Here is a 23,218-nt window from a genome sequence, read left to right as displayed (position 1 = left end):
CTATACCGCGTCTCCTCATTCGCTTTTAAACGGTTATTTTTGAATGAAATGATGATATTGAATCATTATTTATTTGACACATTATCTCTATATGAGTTAAAGTTTTCAACATCTTATTTGCTTATTTTCAACATTTTAAAGCATCTAAAGATAGTTATAACCAAATTATGATGAAATTAAGCTATATCATTAATCATCAATATTTTGTGGCACTTGAATAATCAAATTTCATATATATATGATTATTCGTTTTATTGTGGCCATATTGTTTTAACTAAAAGGAGTAAAATAAATGACTAGTACAATCAATGTGCACGTCTTACACACTGGTTCAGTGATTGTAGACGAAGCATTACCATTCAACTATAAATATAATCCACCTTTAGCATGGACCGGATTGTTTAGATCTAAAAAGAAACAATTGCGTCTGCCTGTATCTGTTTACCTTATAGAACATCCACAAGGACTTGTTCTAATTGATACGGGTTGGCATGATATCAATCGCACAAACCCAATTAAAAATTTAGCTTTTCAATATCCAATAAATAAGGCAGTTTTACCTAAAGGTTCTGCCGTACATGAACAAATAGAAGCATTAGGTTATCAACCTTCAGATATAGATTATGTGATGTTGAGTCATTTACACTGTGATCATGCTGATGGTTTAGCACATGTAGCTGACGCTAAAAACATCTTAGTTAGTGAAGTGGAATGGAATGCTGCAAATAATGATAAAATGCGTTATCTTCCACACCAATGGAGCAATATTGATATTAAAACTTATCCCTTAAAAAATAATGGTATCGGGCCTACAGGTAAATCTTTTGATTTATTTGGAGATGGCACACTCGAATTCATTCATACACCAGGGCATAGTGCTGGGCTATGTACTACACGTGTTAAAGCACATAAAGATGATGCATCATACTTATTGTTGGCCGCAGATGTGGGTTATGCTGAAAAATCATGGAAAAACGGTATTTTACCTGGTCTCGTAGTTGATAAAGATGATGCTATCAAATCATTAAATTGGGTAAAAGCCCAAGCTATAGACAAAGATTGTGTCAAAACGATTGCTAACCATGATCCAGCAGTTCAACCACAAGTCATCTCTTTATAATGAAATACTAGTTAAGTAGTATCGCTCTAGATATCTAGTAAAGTTTAGTAATTGTTATACTACTATTTTGATTTAAAAAATTATAAATATAAATTTAATATCAATAGATAAGCTTGTATGGGCGAGCGTATGTAAGTATAACTGAACTATGACTTATATCTCGTCCTTTTTATATACTTCTGAAAATGAATAGCTTACAAAAACCGCCATCACCTATAGAGTAAACAACTACTTAAAATAACTAATAATACTAAAACAAACTATAATACGTTACTCGCTATATAAGTTTTATAAATTTTCACAAAATTTTCTGAATATTTAGAGATATTTATGCTATGATATAAATTATCATAATTTAGTTATAAAGTTTTACGATATAGTATTCATTAGGAGAGGTTTATTATGAAAGATTTTTTTAACAAAATTTTTAAAAAGGCCGAACCATCCGTTTATCAAGTGAAGGATGCTCATTTAAATAGAACATTACGAGTTAAAGACTTTTTAGCTTTAGGTGTCGGTACCATTGTTTCTACTTCCATCTTCACGTTGCCCGGAGTCGTTGCAGCGCAACACACAGGACCTGCAGTTGCACTTTCATTCTTACTAGCAGCAGTAGTGGCTGGGCTTGTTTCTTTTGCATATGCTGAAATGTCGTCTGCAATGCCTTTTGCTGGCTCAGCTTATTCCTGGATTAATGTAGTATTTGGTGAAGTATTTGGATGGGTGGCAGGCTGGGCTTTACTTGCAGAATATTTTATTGCCGTCGCTTTTGTGGCATCAGGCTTTTCAGCAAACTTACGGGGACTGGTATCACCATTAGGTCTCGAATTACCAAAAGCACTTTCTAACACACTAGGCAATGATGGCGGCGTTATTGATATTGTTGCAGCTATCGTGATTATCCTTACAACTTGTTTATTAGCATACGGGGTATCAGCAGCTGCACGTATCGAAAATATCCTTGTCGTCATTAAAGTATTAGCCGTATTATTATTTATTGTCGTAGGTTTAACAGCTATTGATTTCAGTAATTATGTGCCATTTATTCCTGAACATAAAGTTACTGAAACTGGGTCCTTCGGAGGTTGGCAAGGTATCTATGCAGGTGTATCTATGATTTTTCTAGCATATATCGGCTTTGACTCAATTGCTGCCAATTCAGCCGAAGCAATAAATCCACAAAAAACAATGCCTAGAGGGATATTAGGATCACTACTAATCGCAGTAGTGCTATTTGTTGCAGTTTCACTTGTGCTTGTTGGTATGTTTACATATTCAGCATACGCTGGTAATGCAGAACCTGTCGGTTGGGCTTTACGACAAAGTGGATTTGGTTTAGTAGCAGCAGTAGTTCAAGCAATTTCTGTAATTGGTATGTTCACAGCACTTATTGGCATGATGTTAGCAGGTTCGCGCTTATTATATTCTTTTGGTCGAGATGGCCTCTTACCTTCATGGTTAGGAAAATTAAATAATAAACACTTACCTAACCGCGCTTTGATAATACTTACTATCATTGCTGTTGTTATAGGATCAATGTTCCCATTTGCCTTCTTAGCTCAATTAATTTCTGCAGGAACACTCGTCGCATTTATGTTTGTCTCTATAGGAATATTTGGTTTACGTCCAAGAGAAGGTAAAGATATTCCAGTACCAGCATTCAAAATGCCTTTTTATCCTATAATGCCAGTTATAACATTTGTAAGTGTAGTCATCGTATTCTGGGGCTTAGGTTTAGAAGCAAAATTATATACACTTGCTTGGTTTATCATAGGGATACTTATTTATCTCTTTTATGGTGTGAGACATTCTAAAAAAGATAAAACTTCTTAATTAAAAGAAAAGCAGGGTTCGATACATATACTAATGTTCCGAATCCTGCTTTTTTAAATTGGAAGAAAATACTAATCTTCTTGCTCATCTATTTGGGATAACTTACGAATATTAGAAAAATCTACTTTTTTAATTAATTTTTCATAGGTATTTAGTGCCGCTTCCGTAATTTTAAGCCCTTCTTCTGTCAGATAAATATACATAGCACGTTGATCTTCAACACATTCTTGTCTTACAACTAATGCTTTTTCTGGCTTTTCTATTCGTACAATCAACCTAGACATTGCGCTTTGGCTTAAATCAACAATTTTTATCAAATCATTAATTTTGTATTTTTTTCCTTTAGCTTTATAAATTTCATATAATACATAAAATTCTTTCAAGCTTAAATTGTATGATTGCTTCATTTTTTTCTCAATTAACGTTTCTATATAATGAACGTATTTGGTTAATTGTACCCAATTATCGATTTTTTGTTGTTTTTCCATAATATCCTCCCAAAGATATATGTGTATGATTAACTACCATAGCTTATCTTTTACTCATAAATACTCTTTATATTCTAGTGAGCCACTATATTATATATCTTCTATATATAATCTCTACGACTCAATTTATTAATTGTTATTAATATCTTACATCATCATAACGGATAATGAAATATTTGCTTGCAACCTTTGTCTATTACCATTTAAAGTCAATGCATTTTATTAAAACGTCTAAAATCCCTCAATGTCATAAAGTATTATAATTTCGTTTAATTAGCAATAGCGTTTTGTTACCCCGAAAATTTCAAACGCCTTTTCAGAGCCTCTTCAAGTTAATGTGATATTTCTAAATGCTATGATTAAATGTTAAAATCAATTACTTCCAACATGCTCATATAATCACTTTATGTCGAATAATAATTCCCTTAAAAATTGTTCAATAAAAAACATCAATCTATTAAATAAAATAGATTGATGCTTTATTTGAGCATAGTGACATAATTAGGTTAATGTTGTAATAATTTTTCTTTTAAATCTTTACGTTCATAATCTAATGAATAAGGATCATTCAACCAGTAAATGCCTTCATCTACTTTAAATGTTTGGCCGTTTTTAACTGCGTCTGTATTCTTCCAAACATCTTTATTTTCGAATGATAGATCACTGCCTTTAGCAACTGGTGTAACCACATAGTCGCCTGACATTTCAGGGATTTGTTCTTCAGAGATATCTGCTAGGTCATTTTTTTCTGTTGCTTTTTCTACTTTTTCAGGCATTTTCAATCCAAAGGAATCATATAGAATTTCACTCCCATGACCGTATGTTTTTCCTAAAGCATAGATTTTTTTATCAAAATCTTTAATGATAGATACTGTCGTATCTGCACCAATAGCATCTTTAATTTCTTTTCCATCGTCTTTTGTTTTTTCGTCCCATTGCTTAACCCATGCGTCTGCTTTATCTTCTTTACCTACAATTTTACCTAATTCTTTATGTTGCTCTTTATAATCATGTTTCATATAGTCAAAAGCTATTGTGGGCGCAACTTTATTTAATTTCTTGATATTTTTATCTGTATTATAAGTAATTATTAAATCTGGTTTAAGTTTCGCAACACTTTCAACATTTTCAGCATCTACTTTATCTACATCTTTAAATTTATCTTTTAAAACTTTACTATCATTTACAATATTAGCTACGCCAACAATATTAGCATCAAGTTGTTTTAACCCTCCAGCATATGTAGCGCCTAAGACTACAATACGTTTAGGGTTTTTTGGTATTTCAACTTTTTCTCCTGAATCTTGTTTATAAGTTGTCTTTTCACTATTTTCCCTTGACGACTTGTCATTTGAACTATTGCCACATGCTGCTAGCACAAGTATTAAAGCTAACAATGGTAATAATAATTTTTTCATGCGTAAAATATCCCCTTTTCTCATATTGTATTTAATTATACATGAACTTATATGATTCTCAATAATATGATGTACATTATTTTTAAAATTAAAACGTATATTTTTTCTATCATTAAAACGAAAAACAGCTACTTAGTAAATTGCTAGTAGCTGTTTTGTGTATTCATGACGTTGTTTATCGAATAAAAATTTAATATTAAAATCATCTACGATTTCGCCATTTTTCATAACAATTAATCGTTCAACGATTTGATTTAAAAAAGCTAAATCATGAGATATTAATAGCATGCCTTTATGTGTATCTGTGTAGTACCTTTTTAACACATCTATCATACTTTGCTCAGCAATGACATCTAAACTAGCTGTAATCTCATCACAAATTAACATATCAGGTGCTAACATCAATGTACGTATCGTATTAAAACGTTGCAATTGACCACCGCTTAATTGGTCAGGGAAACTATCTAACAGCTTTTCATCAAGATGCATTTGTTGCATTAATGTATGCATTCGCTGATGAACTTCATTTGAGTTTGTCTCTTGATGATACTTTATCGGTTCTTCTAGAGATGTACTCATTTTGAATTTTGGATTAAAGCTATCATACGCATGTTGAAATATAGGTAATAATTTTAAATTACAATTTGTATATTGCGTTTGAGATACTGGCAACAGACCTAACATAATTTGTGCTAATGTCGTTTTACCTGAACCACTCTCACCTACAATCCCTACGATTTCATCTGGTTGTATCGTAAGATTTATATTTTTCAAAACAGGAGTTTCTCTATATTTAAAGTTTAAGTTATTTAAGTTAATCATTATTTCTCCCCTCCTTTAGTTGGCTACGGGAGTTAAATAATTTTAAACTATATGGTGCTATCTCATGATTTTTAAATGCTTGTACATGATTTGAATCAACCAGTTTACCTTTTTGAATAACATGAATCCAATCACTAAAGTTTAAAACATGTGATAAATTATGCGTGATTAATAAAAGTGTAACTTTATGAACTTCTGCCAAATGTTTGATTAGGTTCATAATATTAGCCCCTGTTATTACATCTAGTGATGCAGTGGGTTCATCGGCAATAATGAGCTTTGGGTTAAGCATCAATACACTTGCTATTTGAACTCTAGCAAGTTGTCCACCTGACAAACTAAAACGATAACTATTCATAGTTTGATTCGGTGCTAAGTCAACCCACTCAAGCGCTTGTATTACAATTTTTTTGGCTTTTGCTTTATCTGTCTTATAATGTTGCCTATAAATTGCGATCAATTGTTTACCTAATTTCATATGCTCATTGAAACTATGCGTATAATCTTGAGAAATAAAACCAATCTCTTTCCCCAAAAGGCTGTGGATATTTGACAGTTTTTTATTTTCATAATTCAACTCATCATAAGTCATTACTAAATTATTAGGTAATTGTTGCACTAACGCTTTTGCAGTTAAACTTTTACCAGAACCGCTTTCTCCTACTAAAACATTAACTTTACTAGCTTTCAAACTGAAATTTATGTGATCTATTAGTTTAGTACCTGTTTCATCTTTAATTGTTAAGTTATTAATCTCAAGTAAATTAGTCATTCATATCACGCTTTCCTTTTAATAATTTATCTCTTAAAGCATCTCCAGCTAAATTAAACAAAAGAATAGTTACTGTGATTAAACATGCTGGAATAATCAAAAGTAATGGATACGAACTAATATAATCTCTACCTGTATTCAACATTGCTCCCCATTCAGGTGAAGGCGGTTGTGCACCGAGTCCAAGAAATGAAAGCGATGATATATATAATATAATTTTCCCAAAATCTACTGTCATCAATACAATAATAGATGGTAAGACTTGTGGAAAAAAATGTTTGAAAATAATAACATGTGTTGGGACGTTAAATAATTTAGCCATTTGTATATAAGGTTTCGTAATTTCACTACTTACGACAGATCGCGTTAATCTCGTGTAAGTCATCCATTTAATAATCGTAATTGCTATGACCAAATTCCAAATACTAGGTTTGAAGAAACTAGCAAATGCAATCATAAGGACAAATTCAGGAATACTTAATCCTATATCAATAATACGCATAATAATTGTATCCACAATGCCTTTTTTATAACCCGCAATTAACCCTAATGGTACACCAACAATGACCGTAATCAACAATGTAATCAAACTAATAATCAATGTATACCTTGCGCCAATAACAACTCTTGAAAGTAAATCTCTACCATAATCATCAGTACCTAGCCAGTGGTTAAAGCTTGGCATTTCAAGACTACTCCCTAGGTTTACCTCATAAGCATTTGTTGTCGACACAAAAAATTGTGCGATGATAAGAGCCAATAAATACAATGCAAACACATAAAATATAAGATGCTGTTTATTTAATTGTTTCATTATATTTCACCATCCTGTCGTTGCGGCTTCTTGGGAGGACGTGAGCTATTATATCGGCGTTTTGGTTCTAACCATAGTAATAATAAATCACTTACTGTATTAGCCAAAACAACAAAGAAACCAATCATAATTACCGCACCTTGTACTACAGGATAATCTCTAGCACGTATACTATCTACTAGGAAGTGGCCAATACCCGGTATGCCAAATAAATTTTCAATGACGACAGTTCCTCCGATAAGACTTCCTACAGACATACCTAATACCGTTATGACTGGTATAATCGCTGGTTTAAATAAATCACACCATAAAATATACCGTTCAGATACGCCTCTAAGACGTGAAGCCTCAACTTCTTTGGATTGGTATAATTCTAGTAAATTTGATCGCATTAATCTTACATAGTATGCACTCATACCTACACTTAATGCTATCACCGGCAATATATAACCAGCCATCGTATCCAAACCTGAAGATGGCAGAATATTAAATTTCTGTGCAAAAACATAAATTAAAATTGTACCTAAAAAGAATGAAGGCACACTAACTGTAAAGGATGTTACAGTTCTGATAAATGTATCAACCCACGTGTGATAATATTTCGCTGCTAAAATTCCCATTGGAAGTGCTGTTAGCAAGACAATTATTATAGTTAAAAATGCAATATTTAAAGTCGGCGGCGTGTAGTAGATTAATTCTTTTATTACTGGTTCACCTGTTTGGTAACTTGTACCAAAATTAAGTTGAACAATTTGGCCTAACCATTGAAAGTATTGCACGACCACTGGTTGATTTAACCCTAATTTTTCTTTTGTTGCTTCAACTTGGTCTGATGATACATTCGCTATATCTAAATGTAGAATCTTATCAACAGGATCTCCAGGCGTAAGTTTCATCAATATAAATGTGATACTAGAAAGGACAAACAATACAATGATCATTTGTCCGATTCTAGAGAGTATATTTTTAATTATCATTGTTTCTTATCTACCCTATAGTCAATTAGATAGATACCCTCGGGTGTTGCTTTTAAGTTCTTTACGTCTTTATTCATACCGACGATATTATCCATATATGAGATATAGCTATTTGCAAAGTCATTTTGTGTAATATCAATAATTTCATTTGTTAATCGATTACGTTCAGATTTATCTACTGTTCTATTAAACTGATCGATTAATGTTGTGACTTTCTTATTGTTATAGTTTCCAGAATTAATAGCACCTTCAGGTTTGTAAGCTTGATTAAAGAAGTAACCCGTATCTCCTCTAGGTATTGTACCAAAGCTATATAAAGAGGCATCCCATTGTTTTTTATCACTTAAATACCCTTCAATGTCATCTACATTTCGAATAGTGATATCAATATTGGCTTTTTTAGCATCTGATTGAATAACTTGTGCCATTTTAGGTAGTTCTGGTCTTCCATTATACGTAGATACGGTTAATTTTAATGGATTTGATTTAGAATACCCTTCTTCTTTCATAATTTGTTTGACTTCTTCTAAATCTTGTTTTTGTATAGGTTGTTTATCTATAAAATCTAATTTTGTATTAAATGGTCCGGTAGCTGGTTGAGCATGATTCTTAGAGATATTACGTGCGATACTTTCACGATTAATAACTTTATCCAAAGCTTTACGTACAGGTTTAGTCATTTTATCACTTGTATGATTGTACATAACCAATGACGTTCTAAATCCTGATACTGCAGATGTAGTTGTCTTATCTCCATTTTTCAACTCTTTTTCCTTTTCAACAGGAACATCTGTAATTACATCTGCTTTACCCGATGCTAAATCGCTTGTACGAGCATTACCATCTTCTTGATATGTAACATTAACGTGATCTAGTTTAGGTTTACCTTGCCAATAATCATCAAAACGATCTAACTTGATATTTTGAGATTGCTTATAGTTTTTTATTTGGTATGGTCCTGTACCAACAGGCGTTTTATTAATGTCATCTGCCTCTGTATCATAAATTGCAGAGAATGGACTCGCTAATTCTGACACTAATTCAGGATAAGCTTCTTTTGTAGTAATCGTAATGTTTTGACCATCTACGTTAATATCTTTTATTGGAAGTGAACCTTTAACGAGGTCACTTTTCTTAATACTTTTTTCCAAACTAGATTTTACCGCTTCGCCTGTCACTTTTTTACCATTTTGGAATTTAATGTCATCTTTTAATTTAATGTCTAATTGTGTTGGTGATTTTTGGTCGTATGAATCAACCAATAACTTTTCAACTTTACCATCTGCACCAGCTTTAAATAGGGCTTCGGCAGCACCTATCTTCACTGGTACATCTGTTTCATAAGGTGCAATAGAAGTTGTTTTTAATGGTAGTTCAACGTCTAAAGTTTTCCCTTTCGATTCATTTCCTGAACCACTACACCCCGCTAAGACTACAGCTGATATTGCAAGTAATGAAACAATTCTTTTCATTCTTATTCCTTCTTCCTAATAAATTTATAATCAATTAGAAAATCGTGCTACTCTCAAATGATGTTTATATTATAAAATATAATTTAGGGTATTTATCCAATAAAGTCATGCTATTCAATTTGTTGTACCTTCATTCGGTTACCTGCAAACAACATAATCCATGTTGCTATGATGAAAGGCAGCGTAAATACCGGTAAACCGAACGGCGTTAATAAAGTCGTCATGCCTGCGTGTAATACAACTGTCAAAAGGATTCCTAAAACAATGCTAATATATCGTTGAATCCTAGTACGGAAAGCAACACCTAAAGCGAGCACTGTTAGTATGACATTATAGCCAAACAATCCATCATTAATTTGGTCATGATTTGCACCAAGCACTAGTACAGCAGTAAAACCAATGAGATTGGCTACTATAGCAAATACACCTGCTTTTCTTGAAGCAATAAAAATCCCTATAAGAATCAATAAGCCTGCCATAATGCTTTTCAATAAGAAGATTTCACTGAACCCTGATAAAAAAGCATTTATAAAATGGATACTATGTCCTGAAAATTGTATCTCTTGTACTGTGTCAGGCAGTATATTGACATCTGCATTCACAAACTTAAATTGAAATGACATTAATAAGATCACCCAGCTAACAAACACATATGGCATTGTTAACATAGGCACGCCAAAAGGCTTAAAAAATTCTCTAAATGCTGAGCCTATTGGCATTGTAATCACAATTGCTATAAAAGCAATTAATATACTATACCATTCTGGCACTAAAAATAGTGTCAATGCAATTGCCGTTAGCACTGGATTGAAACCTGCTAATCCCGTGTTAATCTCTTCATTCGAGTAATTTGTTCGTTTCGCTAATAATAATGCAATAACACTCGCAGCTAAGGCCATAATACCTACCTTCCAATTTCCTACGAATAAACCTAACAAAATAAATAAGCCTGTCCATGCATTATTTAATAGTAGTACTTGTGCGATGTTCTTTAATATAATTCGAACAGCATTCACATTGTCACCTAGTTTCTCTGCTTATTCCAACATACAACATAATATATTATAACGGATAAAATTTAAAGTAATACATATTTAATTTCAACGCGTTTTTTTTCGTCATTAATTTATTTCAGAGGGTTATTCTTGTAGTATACGTCTAATCGTCTTATTATTAGATTAGTCACATACTATATTTTTAATTTATAAAAACGTCGAAAGGTAGTGAGCATGTGCATTTTACACAACGTGAACAAGACAAACTAATGTTAGTTATTGCAGCAGATTTGGCTCGTAGACGTCAGCAAAGAGGTCTTAAGTTAAATTATCCCGAAGCAGTTGCCATTATAAGTTTTGAATTACTCGAAGGTGCAAGAGATGGGAAATCTGTTGCAGAACTTATGAGTTACGGCAAACAAATACTAGGTGAGGATGATGTAATGGAGGGTGTTGCAGATATGTTAACTGAAATGGAAATTGAAGCAACTTTCCCTGATGGTACTAAATTAATTACCGTTCATCACCCAATCGTGTAGAGGAGGAATTTAATTATGAAACCTGGTGAAATTATAGTTAAACGTACAGAAATTGAAGTCAATCAAGGGCATAACGCTACAATACTTGATATCAAAAACACAGGAGACCGCCCTATTCAAGTCGGTTCTCATTATCATTTTTTTGAAGCGAATCCTGCCCTTCAATTCGAACGAGAAAAAGCTTACGGCAAACGGTTAGATATCCCTGCTGGGGCAGCAGTCCGTTTTGAACCTGGTGACGAAAAAGAAGTTCAACTCGTTGAATTTAGCGGTAAAAGAAGAATTTTTGGTTTCCATGGTAATGTGAATGGGCCTATTGACGAGGCGCGTGTTTATAAGGCTGAAGATGACGACAGCGCTACAGAAATTATCGCTGAAGAAAATAAAGTCAGCGAAAATGCTAATAAAGAAAGTGGGTATAACAGATGAGTTTTAAAATGACGCAATCACAATATACAAGTCTATATGGCCCTACTGTCGGAGACTCTGTAAGATTAGGAGATACCAATTTATTTGCGCGTGTCGAAAAAGATTACGCGACGTATGGTGATGAAGCTGCATTTGGCGGTGGTAAATCAATCCGTGATGGTATGGCTCAAAACCCTAATGTGACACGTGATGATAAGCAAGTAGCAGATTTAGTAATTACAAACGCACTAATTCTTGATTACGATAAAATTGTTAAGGCAGATATCGGTGTTAAAAATGGCTATATTATGAAAATAGGCAAAGCCGGTAATCCAGATATTATGGATAACGTAGATATTATAATTGGTGCAACTACAGATATTATTTCTGCAGAAGGGAAAATAATAACAGCTGGTGGTATTGATACCCACGTCCATTTCATTAATCCTGAACAATCGCAAGTTGCCCTTGAAAGTGGTATTACAACACACATCGGTGGCGGAACAGGCGCATCTGAAGGCGCTAAAGCGACTACTGTTACACCAGGCCCTTGGCATTTACATCGTATGTTACTAGCGGCAGAATCGTTGCCTTTAAATATTGGTTTTACTGGTAAAGGACAAGCAGTTAATCATACAGCTTTAGTAGAACAGGTACACGCCGGCGCTATCGGTTTAAAAGTACACGAAGACTGGGGTGCAACACCTTCAGCATTAGACCATGCCCTTCAAGTTGCTGACGATTATGATGTTCAAATTGCATTACACGCTGATACATTAAATGAAGCCGGCTTTATGGAAGAAACAATGGCCGCCGTTAAAGACCGTGTGCTACATATGTATCATACAGAAGGCGCAGGTGGCGGACATGCACCTGATTTAATTAAATCTGCAGCTTATTCTAATATCCTACCATCTTCCACAAACCCTACCTTACCATACACAGTAAATACAATTGATGAGCACCTAGATATGGTTATGATTACTCACCATTTAAACGCTTCTATACCAGAAGATATTGCTTTTGCAGATTCACGTATCCGTAAAGAAACGATTGCTGCCGAGGACGTATTACAAGATATCGGTGTATTTAGTATGGTCAGCTCTGATTCGCAAGCCATGGGACGTGTCGGGGAAGTAATTACAAGAACTTGGCAAGTTGCACACCGTATGAAAGAGCAACGCGGTCCATTAGATGGTGATAGCGAATATAATGACAATAATAGAATCAAACGCTATATAGCGAAATATACAATTAACCCTGCTATTACGCATGGTATTTCAGATTACGTTGGTTCAATCGATGAAGGTAAACTCGCTGATATAATTATGTGGGAGCCCGCGTTCTTCGGCGTTAAACCTGATGTCATTGTTAAAGGCGGATTAATAAACACTGCAATTAACGGCGATGCTAACGGTTCTATCCCTACTTCAGAACCTTTAAAATACCGTAAGATGTATGGCCAACTTGGAGGCAATATGCAAGGTACTTCAATGACGTTCGTATCTACTACTGCTTATGAAAATGATATTGGTAAATTATTAGGTTTAAAACGTAAATTAAGACCTGTTCATAATATTCGCAAACTATCTAAAGCAGATATGAAAAATAATAACGCAACGCCAAAAATAGACGTTGATCCGCAGACATATGAAGTATTTGTAGATGGCGAAAAAATCACGAGTGAACCAGCTACGGAATTACCATTAACACAACGTTATTTCTTATTCTAGGAGGTTAAAAATGATCATCGAAGAAATCGTAGGCAATATTGCTAACATTTCAGATAGCGATAAAGGAAAACATATAGAAAAAGTATATTTAGAAAACTCTGATTTAGTTAAACGCATTCAACGTGTTAAAACAGATCACGGTAATGAACTTGGTATCCGTTTAAAACAACCAATCGACTTACAATATGGAGATATTTTGTATAAAGATGATACTAATATGATCATCGTAGATGTAAATTCTGAAGATTTGCTTGTAATTAAACCGCGCTCTTTACAAGAAATGGGAGATATCGCTCATCAACTTGGTAATAGACACTTACCTGCACAGTTCACAGAAACTGAAATGCTCGTTCAATATGATTATCTAGTAGAATCACTACTAAAAGATTTAGGGATACCGTATGAACACGAAGATCGTAAAGTTAATCAAGCATTTAGACATATAGGTCATTCACATGATTGATCACGCACATTTACGCCTGTTTCAATTTTGTGATTCACAATTTCCAACAGGTGCATTCAGTCATTCATTTGGACTTGAAACTTATATCCAACGCGATATCGTTCATGACGAAGAAAGCTTCCAACAATGGCTCATACTTTTTCTAAATGAACAATTAACATATGCTGATGGCTTAACAATGCGTCTTGTTTACGATGCGCTTGAACAAAATGATAAGCAAACTATTTTACGATTAGATCGTATCCTTTTTGTACAAAATTTACCAAAAGAAACACGACAAGGTTCTAAACAAATGGGTAATCGTATGGTAAAACTCGCTTCTGAGCTATATGACTGTGATTGGATAGACTGGTATCATGATCAAATGCGCAATAAAAAAGCGATATTACACCCTGCTATTTGTTTTACTATGCTTGGCCATCACCTTGGGGTCGATATAGAAACGATTATTGATTATTATTTATACCAAAACGTATCTAGCCTTACTCAAAATGCAGTACGTGCAATCCCCTTAGGTCAAACTGCTGGTCAACGTATCGTTCATCAAATGATACCTATCATGAAAGAGACTAGAGATTACATTATGACTTTAGAGGAATCGCAGCTTGGTATTACCGCACCAGGTTTAGAAATCAACCAGATGGAACATGAAAACGTAAACGTAAGAATTTTTATATCTTAGGAGGTCAATTTTTATGACAGATACAATCAAAATAGGTGTGGGCGGCCCTGTAGGTGCAGGGAAGACACAACTTATTGAAAAAATTGTAAAACGCTTAGCAAAAGATATGAGTATTGGTGTCATCACGAATGATATTTATACAAAAGAGGACGAAAAAATATTAGTTAATTCTGGCGTCTTACCTGAAGACAGAATTATTGGTGTAGAAACAGGTGGCTGCCCTCACACAGCTATACGTGAAGATGCCTCAATGAACTTTGCTGCAATTGATGAATTAAAAGAACGCAATGATGATATTGAACTTATTTTCATCGAATCTGGCGGCGACAATTTGGCTGCAACTTTTAGCCCAGAGTTAGTTGATTTTTCTATCTATATCATCGATGTTGCCCAAGGGGAAAAAATCCCTCGAAAAGGCGGACAAGGCATGATTAAATCCGATTTCTTTGTTATAAACAAAACCGATTTAGCACCTTATGTTGGTGCATCATTAGAACGCATGGCCGAAGATACAAAAGTATTCCGTGGTAACCGTCCTTTCACTTTTACAAACCTTAAAACAGATGAAGGTTTAGATGAAGTTATTGAGTGGATTGAACAAGACGTATTTCTTAAAGGGTTAGCTTAATGTCTAATGGACATAACGAATGGACTGGCCAATTAGATTTAACTGTTTTCAATAATGGTAAGAAATCGGTGGCGCGTGACGTTTTTTTCGAAAAAGCCTTAAAAGTCATGCGACCAGTTTATTTAAACAATTCTGATATCCCTACTTTTTATATTGTAAACGTAGGTGGCGGTTACTTAGATGGGGACCGTTACAAAATGGATTTTAATATAGAACCTAACGCAAAAGTGATTTTAACTTCACAAGGAGCCACAAAAATTTATAAAACACCAAATAACCATGTGGAACAGTACCAAAACTTTAGTATTCAAGATGATGGGTATGCTGAGTATGTAGGTGATCCAATTATCGCTTTTGAAAATGCAAAATTCTATCAACATAATACATTTCATTTGAAACCTACAGCTGCATTATTTTATACAGATATATTAACTCCAGGTTATTCTAAAGAAGATAAAAACTTTAGCTATACGTATATGCACTTGTTAAATGAAATTTATGTCGATGATGAATTGGTTGTATTTGACAATACTTTGCTTGACCCATCCAAAAATAAAGTTGATGGACTTGGTTACATGGAAGATTATACCCACTTAGGATCGTGTTATTTTATACATCCTACTGTAAATCAAAAATTAATCGATAATGTCTATGAACAAATCAAACACTATCAACAAAAATACGATTGTCGCTTCGGAATCACTAAACTACCAACACACGGCTTTAGTATTCGAATTTTATCCAACAAAACACAAATTATCGAAAAAATATTGGCTACTTTACAAGAATATGTAGTAAAAACAACATTTAATCGTGATATAGATTTTTTAAGAAAATATTAAAATATAAAGGAGGGCCCGAAACTTTACTTACGGGCTCTCCTTTTCGTATTAATTAAAATTAGACAACCTGACTGAAAATTAATCTTAATTAACACTTACTATGAATCTCACTCTATTATGCGAACTAAAAAGTTAAATTATATTCAAAAACCACACAAGACTAGATATCAATAATACAATCGTTGTAATGTAAATTGCTAGTTTGTGACTTTTTTTTAATTCATTTTCCTTTTCAGTAAACAAACTAAATAACGTTCCGTCTTTCCCCATTAATAAAGTAATAGAATAAATAAGTAAAACTAAAGATAAAATAAATAATATTAATGCAACGAACACCATAAAAATCTCCCTCCCATTTGAGTGACATTTACTAAATTAATACATTGTCATACTATCTTACCTTAGTTTATTAATAAAGAATAATAAATGCTTTTTATAATAATTTAAACAAATTGTTAACTCTGTACTTCTATTATTGCTACAATGGTAAAGGTTAATAAATAATTTTTAATAGGAGTGATCTTGTGATAGATGAATATATTTATAAAAACAATGTACAACCATCTTGGATAGACAATAATAACCATATGCATGATGCACAATATTATTCTGTGTTCAGTGACGCAGTCGCTGGCTTTTTGGAACATGTTGACTTTTCAACTGATTATCGTCATAGCCAAGACGTTACGATTTTTAACGTTGAAGCGCACATTTCTTATTTAAAAGAATTATTACTTCACGATACGTTTTACATCAAAATACATATTTACAATTATGATTCTAAACGCATACATTTATTCTTAACTATGTACAATGCTAATAATGAACGTACCGCTACATATGAAGCGATGATGATGGGGGTTAGCAATCATACAAGAAGTAGTAAAGATTTCCCACTGCCTATTCAAGAAAAACTTAAGAATTATTTTGATAAACAACAATATTTTGACACACCTAAACAATTAGGTCATGTTATCCGTATCCCACAAAATAAATAGCACACTACGACATACTTCAATTTTGACGTCATACAATTTCATTGATATCATGAGATAGAATGACCATTCTACTTTTGGAAGTGTGAGCTATTATGTCGCAAAAAAAACAAGATATACTAAGTGTTGCTGAGCGGTTATTTTATGAATATGGCTTTCGTGGCGTTGGTTTAAAGCAGATTATTCAAGAAGCAAATGTCGCGACCATGACATTATATAACCATTTTGAATCTAAAGATAATTTAGTAGCACAAGTATTGAAACAAAGAGAAGCACGATATTGGCGTTATCTTGATAGTTACGTCGACAAACATCCAGACAAACCTTTTATTTCAGCCGTTAAAGCACATTGCCAATGGCTTAATGATTACTCTTACAAAGGTGATATGTTTATGCGCGCCATCGAAGATTACGCTGATACTGATAACGAAATTGAAAGCACTGCAAGAGGACACAAAGCGCGCCTATTGCACTATTTAGAAAAACTCGCTAACGATGCGGTCATTGATAACGGCTATGATCTCGCTGTACAATACACCTTATTATTAGAAGGCACAACCTCAATGACTGCATTATTGGGGTCTAAAGAAGCAACTGCACACGCTATTATTATGGCAAAATTATTACTACACGAAGCACATAATCAATAATTTATCGACGAGTAGGTATTAATGTTCAAAAAAGAAACCATCCTACTCGTTGTTTAACAATTAAATAGAATGAACATTCTATATATTTTTAATTTTAACTAGAATGAACATTCTATATAGATTTGGAGGTAGTTTATGAAATTTTCAAGACTTGTATTACCAGGTATCGCTATGATTGCTACAACATATGGGCTGGGGAGATTTAGTTTTGGTCTCTTTCTCCCGGAAGTTTCAACAGATTTAAGTTTAACCGCTTCACAAGCAGGTATGATTTCGTCACTATTTTATTTGGCTTATTGTTTTACAATTATATATTCGACGTTAAAAACTGACAAAATTGGACCTAAAAGAATGATTATTTTTGCAGGTCTTTCTGTTTTAATTGGCTTGATTCTAATTGGGATTTCATCAAATGCCATAATATTATCCATAGGGGTAATATTCGCAGGGGCCAGTACAGGTTTAGTATCACCTCCTTATGGTTATACGATTTCCTTATGGATTAAACTGCAAGACCAAGGTAAAGCAAACACATGGATTAATTCAGGTACAAGTTTAGGTCTAATGTTCACCGGTATAACCGCCATGTTTGTCTTTCTTGATTGGCGTGATACCTATTTAATCTATGCGTTTATAGCATTATTGGTATTGACTTGGAATTATCTTATTATTCCAAGTCTGCAACGAGACATTAAAATCGATACTGGTAGTTTGAACATCAGAGATATTTCCGCCAGTAAACGTATTGTTATAGCCTCTACTTTACTCGGTGTTTCAACTGCACCGTTTTGGACTTTTTCAAAATCATTTGTTCAACTTACTGGCCATTACTCAGATATAGCACTATCTATATTTTGGATTTTAATCGGTCTTTTTGGAGTATTTGGCGGTATTTCTGGAGCGATTATCGATAAGAAAAGTCTTCACTTCGCATTTAATATCGGCGTAATTGCATTAGCATGTGCATCAATTTTACTAGCATTTACTCCAAATATCTGGCTACTTCCATTTATTTCTTCTTCAATATTTGGTTTAAGCTATATTTTCTTAACAGGTGTTTTACTTGTTTGGGGTATAAAATTATTTGTAAAAAACGCTTCTTTAGGCATAGGTATTCCCTTTTTACTACTAGCAGTAGGACAAGTCATTGGTTCTTCTTTCGCAGGTATATTCATAGATATACTAAACTACAAATACACCTTTTTAATTTATGGCATAATCGGTTTAATACCTTTATTAATTTATCCTAAGGTTGAAATTACTAAAAGTAAGATGCCTGAAGGAGACTACAGTAAATTGCAGCAAACCAATGCTGACATATTAAATTCAGAGCATTCCATTGAAATTGAGTCACCTACTCAAACAGAATATAATAATTAATCCATTTCATTTTATATAAGATGAAAAATAACCCAGGTATCTTCTATAGTGATACGACTCTTAAAAGTTAGATTTTTAAATCTACTTCAGGGGCATATCAAATGAAGTATTTCCTGGGTTATTTTCATACTTTATTTAATTTAAAGTATTTAATGCTGCTTTCAAATCTTCTACTAAGTCTTCTGTACCTTCTATACCAACAGATAAACGAATCAAGCCATCTGCAATCCCTTCTTTCTCGCGAATGTCTTTTGGAATAGAAGCATGTGTCATTAAAGCAGGCACGGAAATTAAACTTTCTACCGCACCTAAACTTTCAGCTAAAGTAAAATATTTAGATGCTTTAATTACTTGTTTAGCACTTTCTATATCTGCAACTTCAAATGCAACCACACCTGTATGCCCTTCTGTTTGTCTTTGATGAATATCGTGATTTAAATGAGTGGCAATACTTGGATGGAACACTTGTCTAACAGCATTATGTTCTTGCAACATTGCTATAATTTCGAGCGTATTGCGTTGTACTTGTTCCATACGTATACCTAAGGTTTTAATACCTCGAATCAATAAATAACTATCTTGTGGTCCAAGTACGCCACCTGTTGAATTTTGAATAAATCCAATGCGTTCTGCTAACGTTTCGTCGTTTGTAGCAACTAAACCAGAAACAACATCACTATGGCCACCTAGATATTTTGTTGCAGAATGTAATACAATATCGATACCAAATTTTAATGGATTTTGGAAATAAGGTGTCATAAACGTATTATCTACGACAGAAATCAAATTATGACTCTTAGCTAACTCGGCAGATTTTTTGATATCTGTTACACGTAATAACGGATTAGATGGTGTCTCAATGTATAACATTTTCGTTTCAGGCTTAATATATTGTTCAATTTCGTCAATTTGTGTTGTATCAATAAAATCAGCTTCTATACCAAAACGGGTAAACACTTTAGATAATGCTCTATATGTGCCACCATAAACATCTGAATTAATCAATAAATGATCGCCTTTATCTAACAACATAATAACTGCTGAGATGGCTGCCATACCAGAACCAAATGCATAACCGAATTGTCCTTCTTCTAAATCTGCAATTAGTCCTTCCAATGCAGTTCTTGTAGGGTTTGCAGAACGTGAATATTCGTAACCTTGTCTCATATCTCCAATATCATCTTGAATATAAGTGCTCGTTTGATAAATTGGTGTCGTTACTGCCCCTGTATATGGGTCTGTTGTCACTCCGCCATGTATTAATTGTGTTTTTTTATTCATAATCTTTCTCCTTATAATTTAAGATTTGTTTTGACATATATCGGTCACTTCCGTCAGGAAAAACTGTAACAATAACACCTTTATTAATATGTTTTTTTATGTCTAACGCTCCCTGTAGTGCTGCTCCCGATGAACTGCCAACTAAGAGTCCTTCTTGTTGAGCAATTAATTTCACATTTTTAAACGCTTCTTCATCACTGACTTTTATAATATCTGCTACTAATGCTTCAGGTAAGAATGATGGCCATTGTTCAGATCCAATACCTTCTATATCATGTGCATGTGCTTGACCACCGCTTAATATTGATCCTTCTGGTTCTACTATGACACTTTCAATGTTAAATTGGGCTAAATATGCAGCAATACCAGTAAAGGTTCCACCAGATCCTACACCACCAACAAAATAATCAATGTCATCTAGTTTATTAGTAATTTCCTGTGCTATAGTATCTTTATATGCTTCAGGATTATGTTTAGATTCAAATTGGTTTAAATAAAAAGCGCCAGTCTGTGCTTCAAAATCTCGAGCTGCTACCTTTGCCCCTTCCATACCAAGGCTTCGTTCTGTTCTTATTACCTTCGCTCCTAAAGCTTTTATAATAGCAACTTTTTCTTCAGCGAACCCTAAAGGCGCAAAAATCACACTGTTGAGACCGTAATGATTAGCTGCAAGAGCAACACCGATACCCGTGTTACCAGCTGATGCTTCAACAACTGTATCCCCTTCATGAATTATGTTATCTTTCAATGCTATCTCAATTAGATATTTCCCTAATCTATCTTTAATGCTGCCACCAGGATTAAACTGTTCTAATTTTGCATAAATTTGAACGTCTTTATTACTAAACGACTTTAAAAGTACAAGTGGTGTGTTTCCTATTAAGTCAAAACCAATCATTTCATTCCTCCGTGTATTCACCTTCTCCACTCCTCATTCCCTACTATAACGATAAGAATTATAAACAATACATATTCTCTTTGCAAGCACTTTAACTAAATACATTGCAAAAAACACAAATTAATTCTTACTTTTTTAGTCAGTATAGTTGAAAAGGTCAAAAAGCTCTTGTATAGTGAGAAATATCAGAAAATTCTAATTTTAGGAGGATTTATATTATGGCTCAACACCCTTGGCATTTAGACACGCTTTCCATACATGGTGGTCAAGTAACAGATGACTTTTCAAAATCGCGCGCAGTTCCCATTTATCAGACTTCTAGCTATGTATTTGATAATACAGAACATGCAAGAAAACTTTTCGCTTTAGAAGAACCAGGCAATATTTATACTCGAATAATGAATCCAACGCAAAATGTTTTTGAAGAACGTATTGCAGCACTTGAAGGTGGTGTTGGTGCTTTAGCAACTTCTTCCGGTCAAGCTGCAATTCATTTAGCACTTTTAAATATTGTAGAATCTGGGGATGAAATTGTGGCTTCTTCTAACTTATATGGAGGAACTTACAATTTATTAAACATTACTTTTAGGAAATTAGGCATCAAAGTTCACTTTGTTGACCCAAGTGACCCTGAGAATTTTGCACACGCTATTACCAATAACACAAAAGCAGTTTACGCTGAAACTATAGGTAATCCAAAAATTGACGTATTAGATATCGAAGCAGTAGCTGATATTGCTCATAAAAATAATATTCCATTAATCGTGGATAATACTTTCCCTACTCCATATTTACTGCGTCCTTTTGAATTTGGCGCAGATATCATTGTACATTCAGCAACTAAATTTATAGGTGGTCATGGTACTTCTATTGGTGGCGTTATCGTAGATAGTGGTAATTTCAATTGGGATAATGGTAACTTCCCTGGCCTTGTGGAACCTGACTCAAGTTATCATGGTATTTCATATGCTAAAGATGTAGGAGAAGCAGCCTATATAACAAAGGCACGAGTACAATTGTTACGTGATTTAGGTTCAGCAGTATCTCCGTTTAATGTGCATGAATTTTTATTAGGATTAGAAACTTTACATTTACGCTTAGAAAGACATTCCGAAAACGCCTTGCGTGTGGCACAATATTTAGAACAACATCCCAATGTAACTTGGGTGAATTACCCTGGGTTAGAAAGTAATAGCTATCATCAACTAGCCCAAAAATATTTACCAAACGGCCAAGGTGCAGTACTCACATTTGGCGTAGATGGTTCTGTTGAAGATATCGCAAAATTTGTTGACGCTTTAAATTTATTCTCTCATTTAGCAAATGTTGGAGATTCTAAATCATTAATTATCCATCCTGCTAGTACCACACATTTACAATTATCCCCTGAAGAGCAACAAGCTTCAGGCGTTGTGCCAGAACTTGTAAGATTATCAGTTGGTACTGAAAATATTGATGACATAATTAATGACCTTGAAAAAGGTTTTAAAGCATCACTTGAAAATTAACGAAGGAATTTTCTTAGTGTTGCTTATGCAAAAGTTTACTTTTGTATTCTTCTGTTCACTTGAAAATTAACGAAGGAATTTTCTTAGTGATGCTAATAATAAAACATAATTAAAAACTAGGTTAATGCTAAAGAGGCTGGGGCAATTAATTGTCTCAGCCTTAACCATATAAAGAATATCAATATTAATGATTAAATGAGACACATAGATTCTCCCTCTTCAAAAAATGTATCCTTTTAGACTGTCCGAGTCTATGACCTCACACAAACCTAAGCCTCCCTTCCGTGTTTCATGTATGATTGTTCCAACTTTATATTCCATATTGAATTCATAAATTTATATAGGAATATAACCATATTAATCTCATAATTTGGGGTGTTGATTTGGCTGAGTTGTAAAGCCTTTAAACCATATTTTTTCAACTCTAGTCATCCTAGCCGGGACGAGAAAACGAAATCTTTTCATAAAAATTAGGTTTCATTCCCTTCCCAATAGACACT

24 protein-coding genes are annotated in these 23,218 nt (G+C 33.7%); 13 read left to right on the top strand and 11 right to left on the bottom strand.

The annotated features are described in order from the left end of the window. Positions 1-292: 292 nt before the first annotated feature. Both J5E45_RS07340 and J5E45_RS07335 read left to right on the top strand, forming a co-directional pair. On the top strand, positions 293-1,120 hold the full coding sequence (locus J5E45_RS07340) for an N-acyl homoserine lactonase family protein (protein ID WP_101050086.1): 828 nt from the start codon (positions 293-295) through the stop codon (positions 1,118-1,120). Between the two features lie 402 nt (positions 1,121-1,522). Continuing rightward, positions 1,523-2,953, top strand: coding sequence for an APC family permease (locus J5E45_RS07335; RefSeq protein WP_208181948.1), 1,431 nt, complete (start codon positions 1,523-1,525; stop codon positions 2,951-2,953). 71 nt (positions 2,954-3,024) lie between these two features. Here the strand turns inward: J5E45_RS07335 and J5E45_RS07330 are convergent, their stop codons facing one another. The 8 genes from J5E45_RS07330 to yut form a co-directional block, all read right to left on the bottom strand. After that, a complete protein-coding gene (locus J5E45_RS07330; RefSeq protein ID WP_039069153.1) occupies positions 3,025-3,441 on the bottom strand; it encodes a MarR family winged helix-turn-helix transcriptional regulator in 417 nt (138 codons plus the stop codon). Between the two features lie 506 nt (positions 3,442-3,947). Further along, entirely contained in the window at positions 3,948-4,859 is a 912-nt protein-coding gene (locus J5E45_RS07325) for an ABC transporter substrate-binding protein (RefSeq protein ID WP_208181946.1), read from the bottom strand. 132 nt (positions 4,860-4,991) lie between these two features. Further along, a complete protein-coding gene (locus J5E45_RS07320; RefSeq protein ID WP_039069150.1) occupies positions 4,992-5,681 on the bottom strand; it encodes an ABC transporter ATP-binding protein in 690 nt (229 codons plus the stop codon). Then, complete coding sequence (locus J5E45_RS07315) at positions 5,674-6,453, bottom strand: ATP-binding cassette domain-containing protein (protein ID WP_107548519.1); 780 nt, start codon at positions 6,451-6,453, stop codon at positions 5,674-5,676. Before J5E45_RS07315 ends, J5E45_RS07320 begins: the two co-directional genes overlap by 8 nt. Next, the gene (nikC, locus tag J5E45_RS07310) at positions 6,446-7,267 is read right to left on the bottom strand and encodes a nickel transporter permease (protein WP_039069148.1); all 822 of its coding nucleotides are present in this window, start codon (positions 7,265-7,267) and stop codon (positions 6,446-6,448) included. Before nikC ends, J5E45_RS07315 begins: the two co-directional genes overlap by 8 nt. Further along, complete coding sequence (gene nikB, locus J5E45_RS07305; RefSeq protein ID WP_039069146.1) at positions 7,267-8,244, bottom strand: nickel ABC transporter permease; 978 nt, start codon at positions 8,242-8,244, stop codon at positions 7,267-7,269. Before nikB ends, nikC begins: the two co-directional genes overlap by 1 nt. Beyond that, positions 8,241-9,722, bottom strand: coding sequence for a nickel ABC transporter substrate-binding protein (gene nikA, locus J5E45_RS07300; protein WP_172643901.1), 1,482 nt, complete (start codon positions 9,720-9,722; stop codon positions 8,241-8,243). Before nikA ends, nikB begins: the two co-directional genes overlap by 4 nt. Before the next feature lie 104 nt (positions 9,723-9,826). Beyond that, on the bottom strand, positions 9,827-10,732 hold the full coding sequence (yut, locus tag J5E45_RS07295) for an urea transporter (protein WP_039069143.1): 906 nt from the start codon (positions 10,730-10,732) through the stop codon (positions 9,827-9,829). Positions 10,733-10,947: 215 nt separating this feature from the next. On the opposite strand from yut, the gene J5E45_RS07290 reads away from it, so the two are divergent. The 7 genes from J5E45_RS07290 to J5E45_RS07260 are packed head-to-tail and all read left to right on the top strand — an operon-like array spanning position 10,948 to position 16,006. Continuing rightward, positions 10,948-11,250 carry an urease subunit gamma gene (locus J5E45_RS07290; protein ID WP_039069142.1) on the top strand — a complete coding sequence of 101 codons (303 nt, stop codon included), beginning with the start codon at positions 10,948-10,950 and terminating at the stop codon, positions 11,248-11,250. Positions 11,251-11,265: 15 nt separating this feature from the next. Then, positions 11,266-11,679, top strand: a complete 414-nt coding sequence (locus J5E45_RS07285) for an urease subunit beta (RefSeq protein ID WP_039069141.1) — start codon at positions 11,266-11,268, stop codon at positions 11,677-11,679. Further along, a complete protein-coding gene (ureC, locus tag J5E45_RS07280) occupies positions 11,676-13,391 on the top strand; it encodes an urease subunit alpha (RefSeq protein WP_039069139.1) in 1,716 nt (571 codons plus the stop codon). Before J5E45_RS07285 ends, ureC begins: the two co-directional genes overlap by 4 nt. A gap of 10 nt (positions 13,392-13,401) precedes the next feature. Next, positions 13,402-13,854, top strand: a complete 453-nt coding sequence (gene ureE / locus J5E45_RS07275; RefSeq protein ID WP_069793169.1) for an urease accessory protein UreE — start codon at positions 13,402-13,404, stop codon at positions 13,852-13,854. Continuing rightward, positions 13,847-14,536, top strand: a complete 690-nt coding sequence (locus J5E45_RS07270) for an urease accessory protein UreF (RefSeq protein WP_039069137.1) — start codon at positions 13,847-13,849, stop codon at positions 14,534-14,536. Before ureE ends, J5E45_RS07270 begins: the two co-directional genes overlap by 8 nt. A gap of 13 nt (positions 14,537-14,549) precedes the next feature. After that, complete coding sequence (ureG, locus tag J5E45_RS07265) at positions 14,550-15,164, top strand: urease accessory protein UreG (protein ID WP_017723828.1); 615 nt, start codon at positions 14,550-14,552, stop codon at positions 15,162-15,164. Further along, complete coding sequence (locus J5E45_RS07260; protein ID WP_039069136.1) at positions 15,164-16,006, top strand: urease accessory protein UreD; 843 nt, start codon at positions 15,164-15,166, stop codon at positions 16,004-16,006. Before ureG ends, J5E45_RS07260 begins: the two co-directional genes overlap by 1 nt. 132 nt (positions 16,007-16,138) lie before the next feature. Here J5E45_RS07260 and J5E45_RS07255 read toward each other — a convergent pair whose 3' ends face one another. After that, a complete protein-coding gene (locus J5E45_RS07255) occupies positions 16,139-16,345 on the bottom strand; it encodes a hypothetical protein (protein ID WP_039069135.1) in 207 nt (68 codons plus the stop codon). A gap of 185 nt (positions 16,346-16,530) precedes the next feature. Between J5E45_RS07255 and J5E45_RS07250 the strand changes: the two genes are divergently transcribed. The 3 genes from J5E45_RS07250 to J5E45_RS07240 all read left to right on the top strand — a co-directional run bounded on the left by J5E45_RS07250 (position 16,531) and on the right by J5E45_RS07240 (position 19,031). After that, a complete protein-coding gene (locus tag J5E45_RS07250; RefSeq protein ID WP_039069134.1) occupies positions 16,531-17,004 on the top strand; it encodes a thioesterase family protein in 474 nt (157 codons plus the stop codon). Between the two features lie 92 nt (positions 17,005-17,096). Then, entirely contained in the window at positions 17,097-17,651 is a 555-nt protein-coding gene (locus tag J5E45_RS07245) for a TetR/AcrR family transcriptional regulator (protein WP_208181945.1), read from the top strand. Positions 17,652-17,786: 135 nt separating this feature from the next. After that, positions 17,787-19,031: an MFS transporter gene (locus tag J5E45_RS07240; RefSeq protein ID WP_069793170.1), complete on the top strand. Its 1,245-nt coding sequence runs from the start codon at positions 17,787-17,789 to the stop codon at positions 19,029-19,031. Positions 19,032-19,166: 135 nt separating this feature from the next. Here J5E45_RS07240 and J5E45_RS07235 read toward each other — a convergent pair whose 3' ends face one another. Both J5E45_RS07235 and J5E45_RS07230 read right to left on the bottom strand, forming a co-directional pair. Further along, the gene (locus J5E45_RS07235) at positions 19,167-20,312 is read right to left on the bottom strand and encodes a bifunctional cystathionine gamma-lyase/homocysteine desulfhydrase (RefSeq protein ID WP_039069130.1); all 1,146 of its coding nucleotides are present in this window, start codon (positions 20,310-20,312) and stop codon (positions 19,167-19,169) included. Further along, positions 20,305-21,210, bottom strand: a complete 906-nt coding sequence (locus J5E45_RS07230) for a PLP-dependent cysteine synthase family protein (RefSeq protein ID WP_069793172.1) — start codon at positions 21,208-21,210, stop codon at positions 20,305-20,307. Before J5E45_RS07230 ends, J5E45_RS07235 begins: the two co-directional genes overlap by 8 nt. A gap of 218 nt (positions 21,211-21,428) precedes the next feature. On the opposite strand from J5E45_RS07230, the gene J5E45_RS07225 reads away from it, so the two are divergent. Then, a complete protein-coding gene (locus tag J5E45_RS07225) occupies positions 21,429-22,718 on the top strand; it encodes a homocysteine synthase (RefSeq protein WP_039067430.1) in 1,290 nt (429 codons plus the stop codon). Positions 22,719-23,218 lie beyond the last annotated feature (500 nt).

This window comes from Staphylococcus shinii (assembly GCF_017583065.1).
In the GTDB taxonomy this organism is placed as follows: domain Bacteria; phylum Bacillota; class Bacilli; order Staphylococcales; family Staphylococcaceae; genus Staphylococcus; species Staphylococcus shinii.
The sequence above is the reverse complement of the archived record's forward strand: the minus strand, read 5'-3'. Positions and strand labels throughout refer to the sequence as shown.

Coding starts and splice junctions, on each gene's coding strand:
- J5E45_RS07235 (WP_039069130.1), bottom strand. CDS start 20,312: ATGAATAAAAAAACACAATTAATACATGGCGGAGTGACAACAGACCCA.
- J5E45_RS07230 (WP_069793172.1), bottom strand. CDS start 21,210: ATGATTGGTTTTGACTTAATAGGAAACACACCACTTGTACTTTTAAAG.
- J5E45_RS07270 (WP_039069137.1), top strand. CDS start 13,847: ATGATTGATCACGCACATTTACGCCTGTTTCAATTTTGTGATTCACAA.
- J5E45_RS07320 (WP_039069150.1), bottom strand. CDS start 5,681: ATGATTAACTTAAATAACTTAAACTTTAAATATAGAGAAACTCCTGTT.
- ureC (WP_039069139.1), top strand. CDS start 11,676: ATGAGTTTTAAAATGACGCAATCACAATATACAAGTCTATATGGCCCT.
- nikC (WP_039069148.1), bottom strand. CDS start 7,267: ATGAAACAATTAAATAAACAGCATCTTATATTTTATGTGTTTGCATTG.
- J5E45_RS07330 (WP_039069153.1), bottom strand. CDS start 3,441: ATGGAAAAACAACAAAAAATCGATAATTGGGTACAATTAACCAAATAC.
- J5E45_RS07340 (WP_101050086.1), top strand. CDS start 293: ATGACTAGTACAATCAATGTGCACGTCTTACACACTGGTTCAGTGATT.
- nikB (WP_039069146.1), bottom strand. CDS start 8,244: ATGATAATTAAAAATATACTCTCTAGAATCGGACAAATGATCATTGTA.
- J5E45_RS07315 (WP_107548519.1), bottom strand. CDS start 6,453: ATGACTAATTTACTTGAGATTAATAACTTAACAATTAAAGATGAAACA.
- J5E45_RS07245 (WP_208181945.1), top strand. CDS start 17,097: ATGTCGCAAAAAAAACAAGATATACTAAGTGTTGCTGAGCGGTTATTT.
- J5E45_RS07255 (WP_039069135.1), bottom strand. CDS start 16,345: ATGGTGTTCGTTGCATTAATATTATTTATTTTATCTTTAGTTTTACTT.
- J5E45_RS07240 (WP_069793170.1), top strand. CDS start 17,787: ATGAAATTTTCAAGACTTGTATTACCAGGTATCGCTATGATTGCTACA.
- J5E45_RS07225 (WP_039067430.1), top strand. CDS start 21,429: ATGGCTCAACACCCTTGGCATTTAGACACGCTTTCCATACATGGTGGT.
- J5E45_RS07335 (WP_208181948.1), top strand. CDS start 1,523: ATGAAAGATTTTTTTAACAAAATTTTTAAAAAGGCCGAACCATCCGTT.
- J5E45_RS07285 (WP_039069141.1), top strand. CDS start 11,266: ATGAAACCTGGTGAAATTATAGTTAAACGTACAGAAATTGAAGTCAAT.
- J5E45_RS07260 (WP_039069136.1), top strand. CDS start 15,164: ATGTCTAATGGACATAACGAATGGACTGGCCAATTAGATTTAACTGTT.
- ureG (WP_017723828.1), top strand. CDS start 14,550: ATGACAGATACAATCAAAATAGGTGTGGGCGGCCCTGTAGGTGCAGGG.
- J5E45_RS07325 (WP_208181946.1), bottom strand. CDS start 4,859: ATGAAAAAATTATTATTACCATTGTTAGCTTTAATACTTGTGCTAGCA.
- ureE (WP_069793169.1), top strand. CDS start 13,402: ATGATCATCGAAGAAATCGTAGGCAATATTGCTAACATTTCAGATAGC.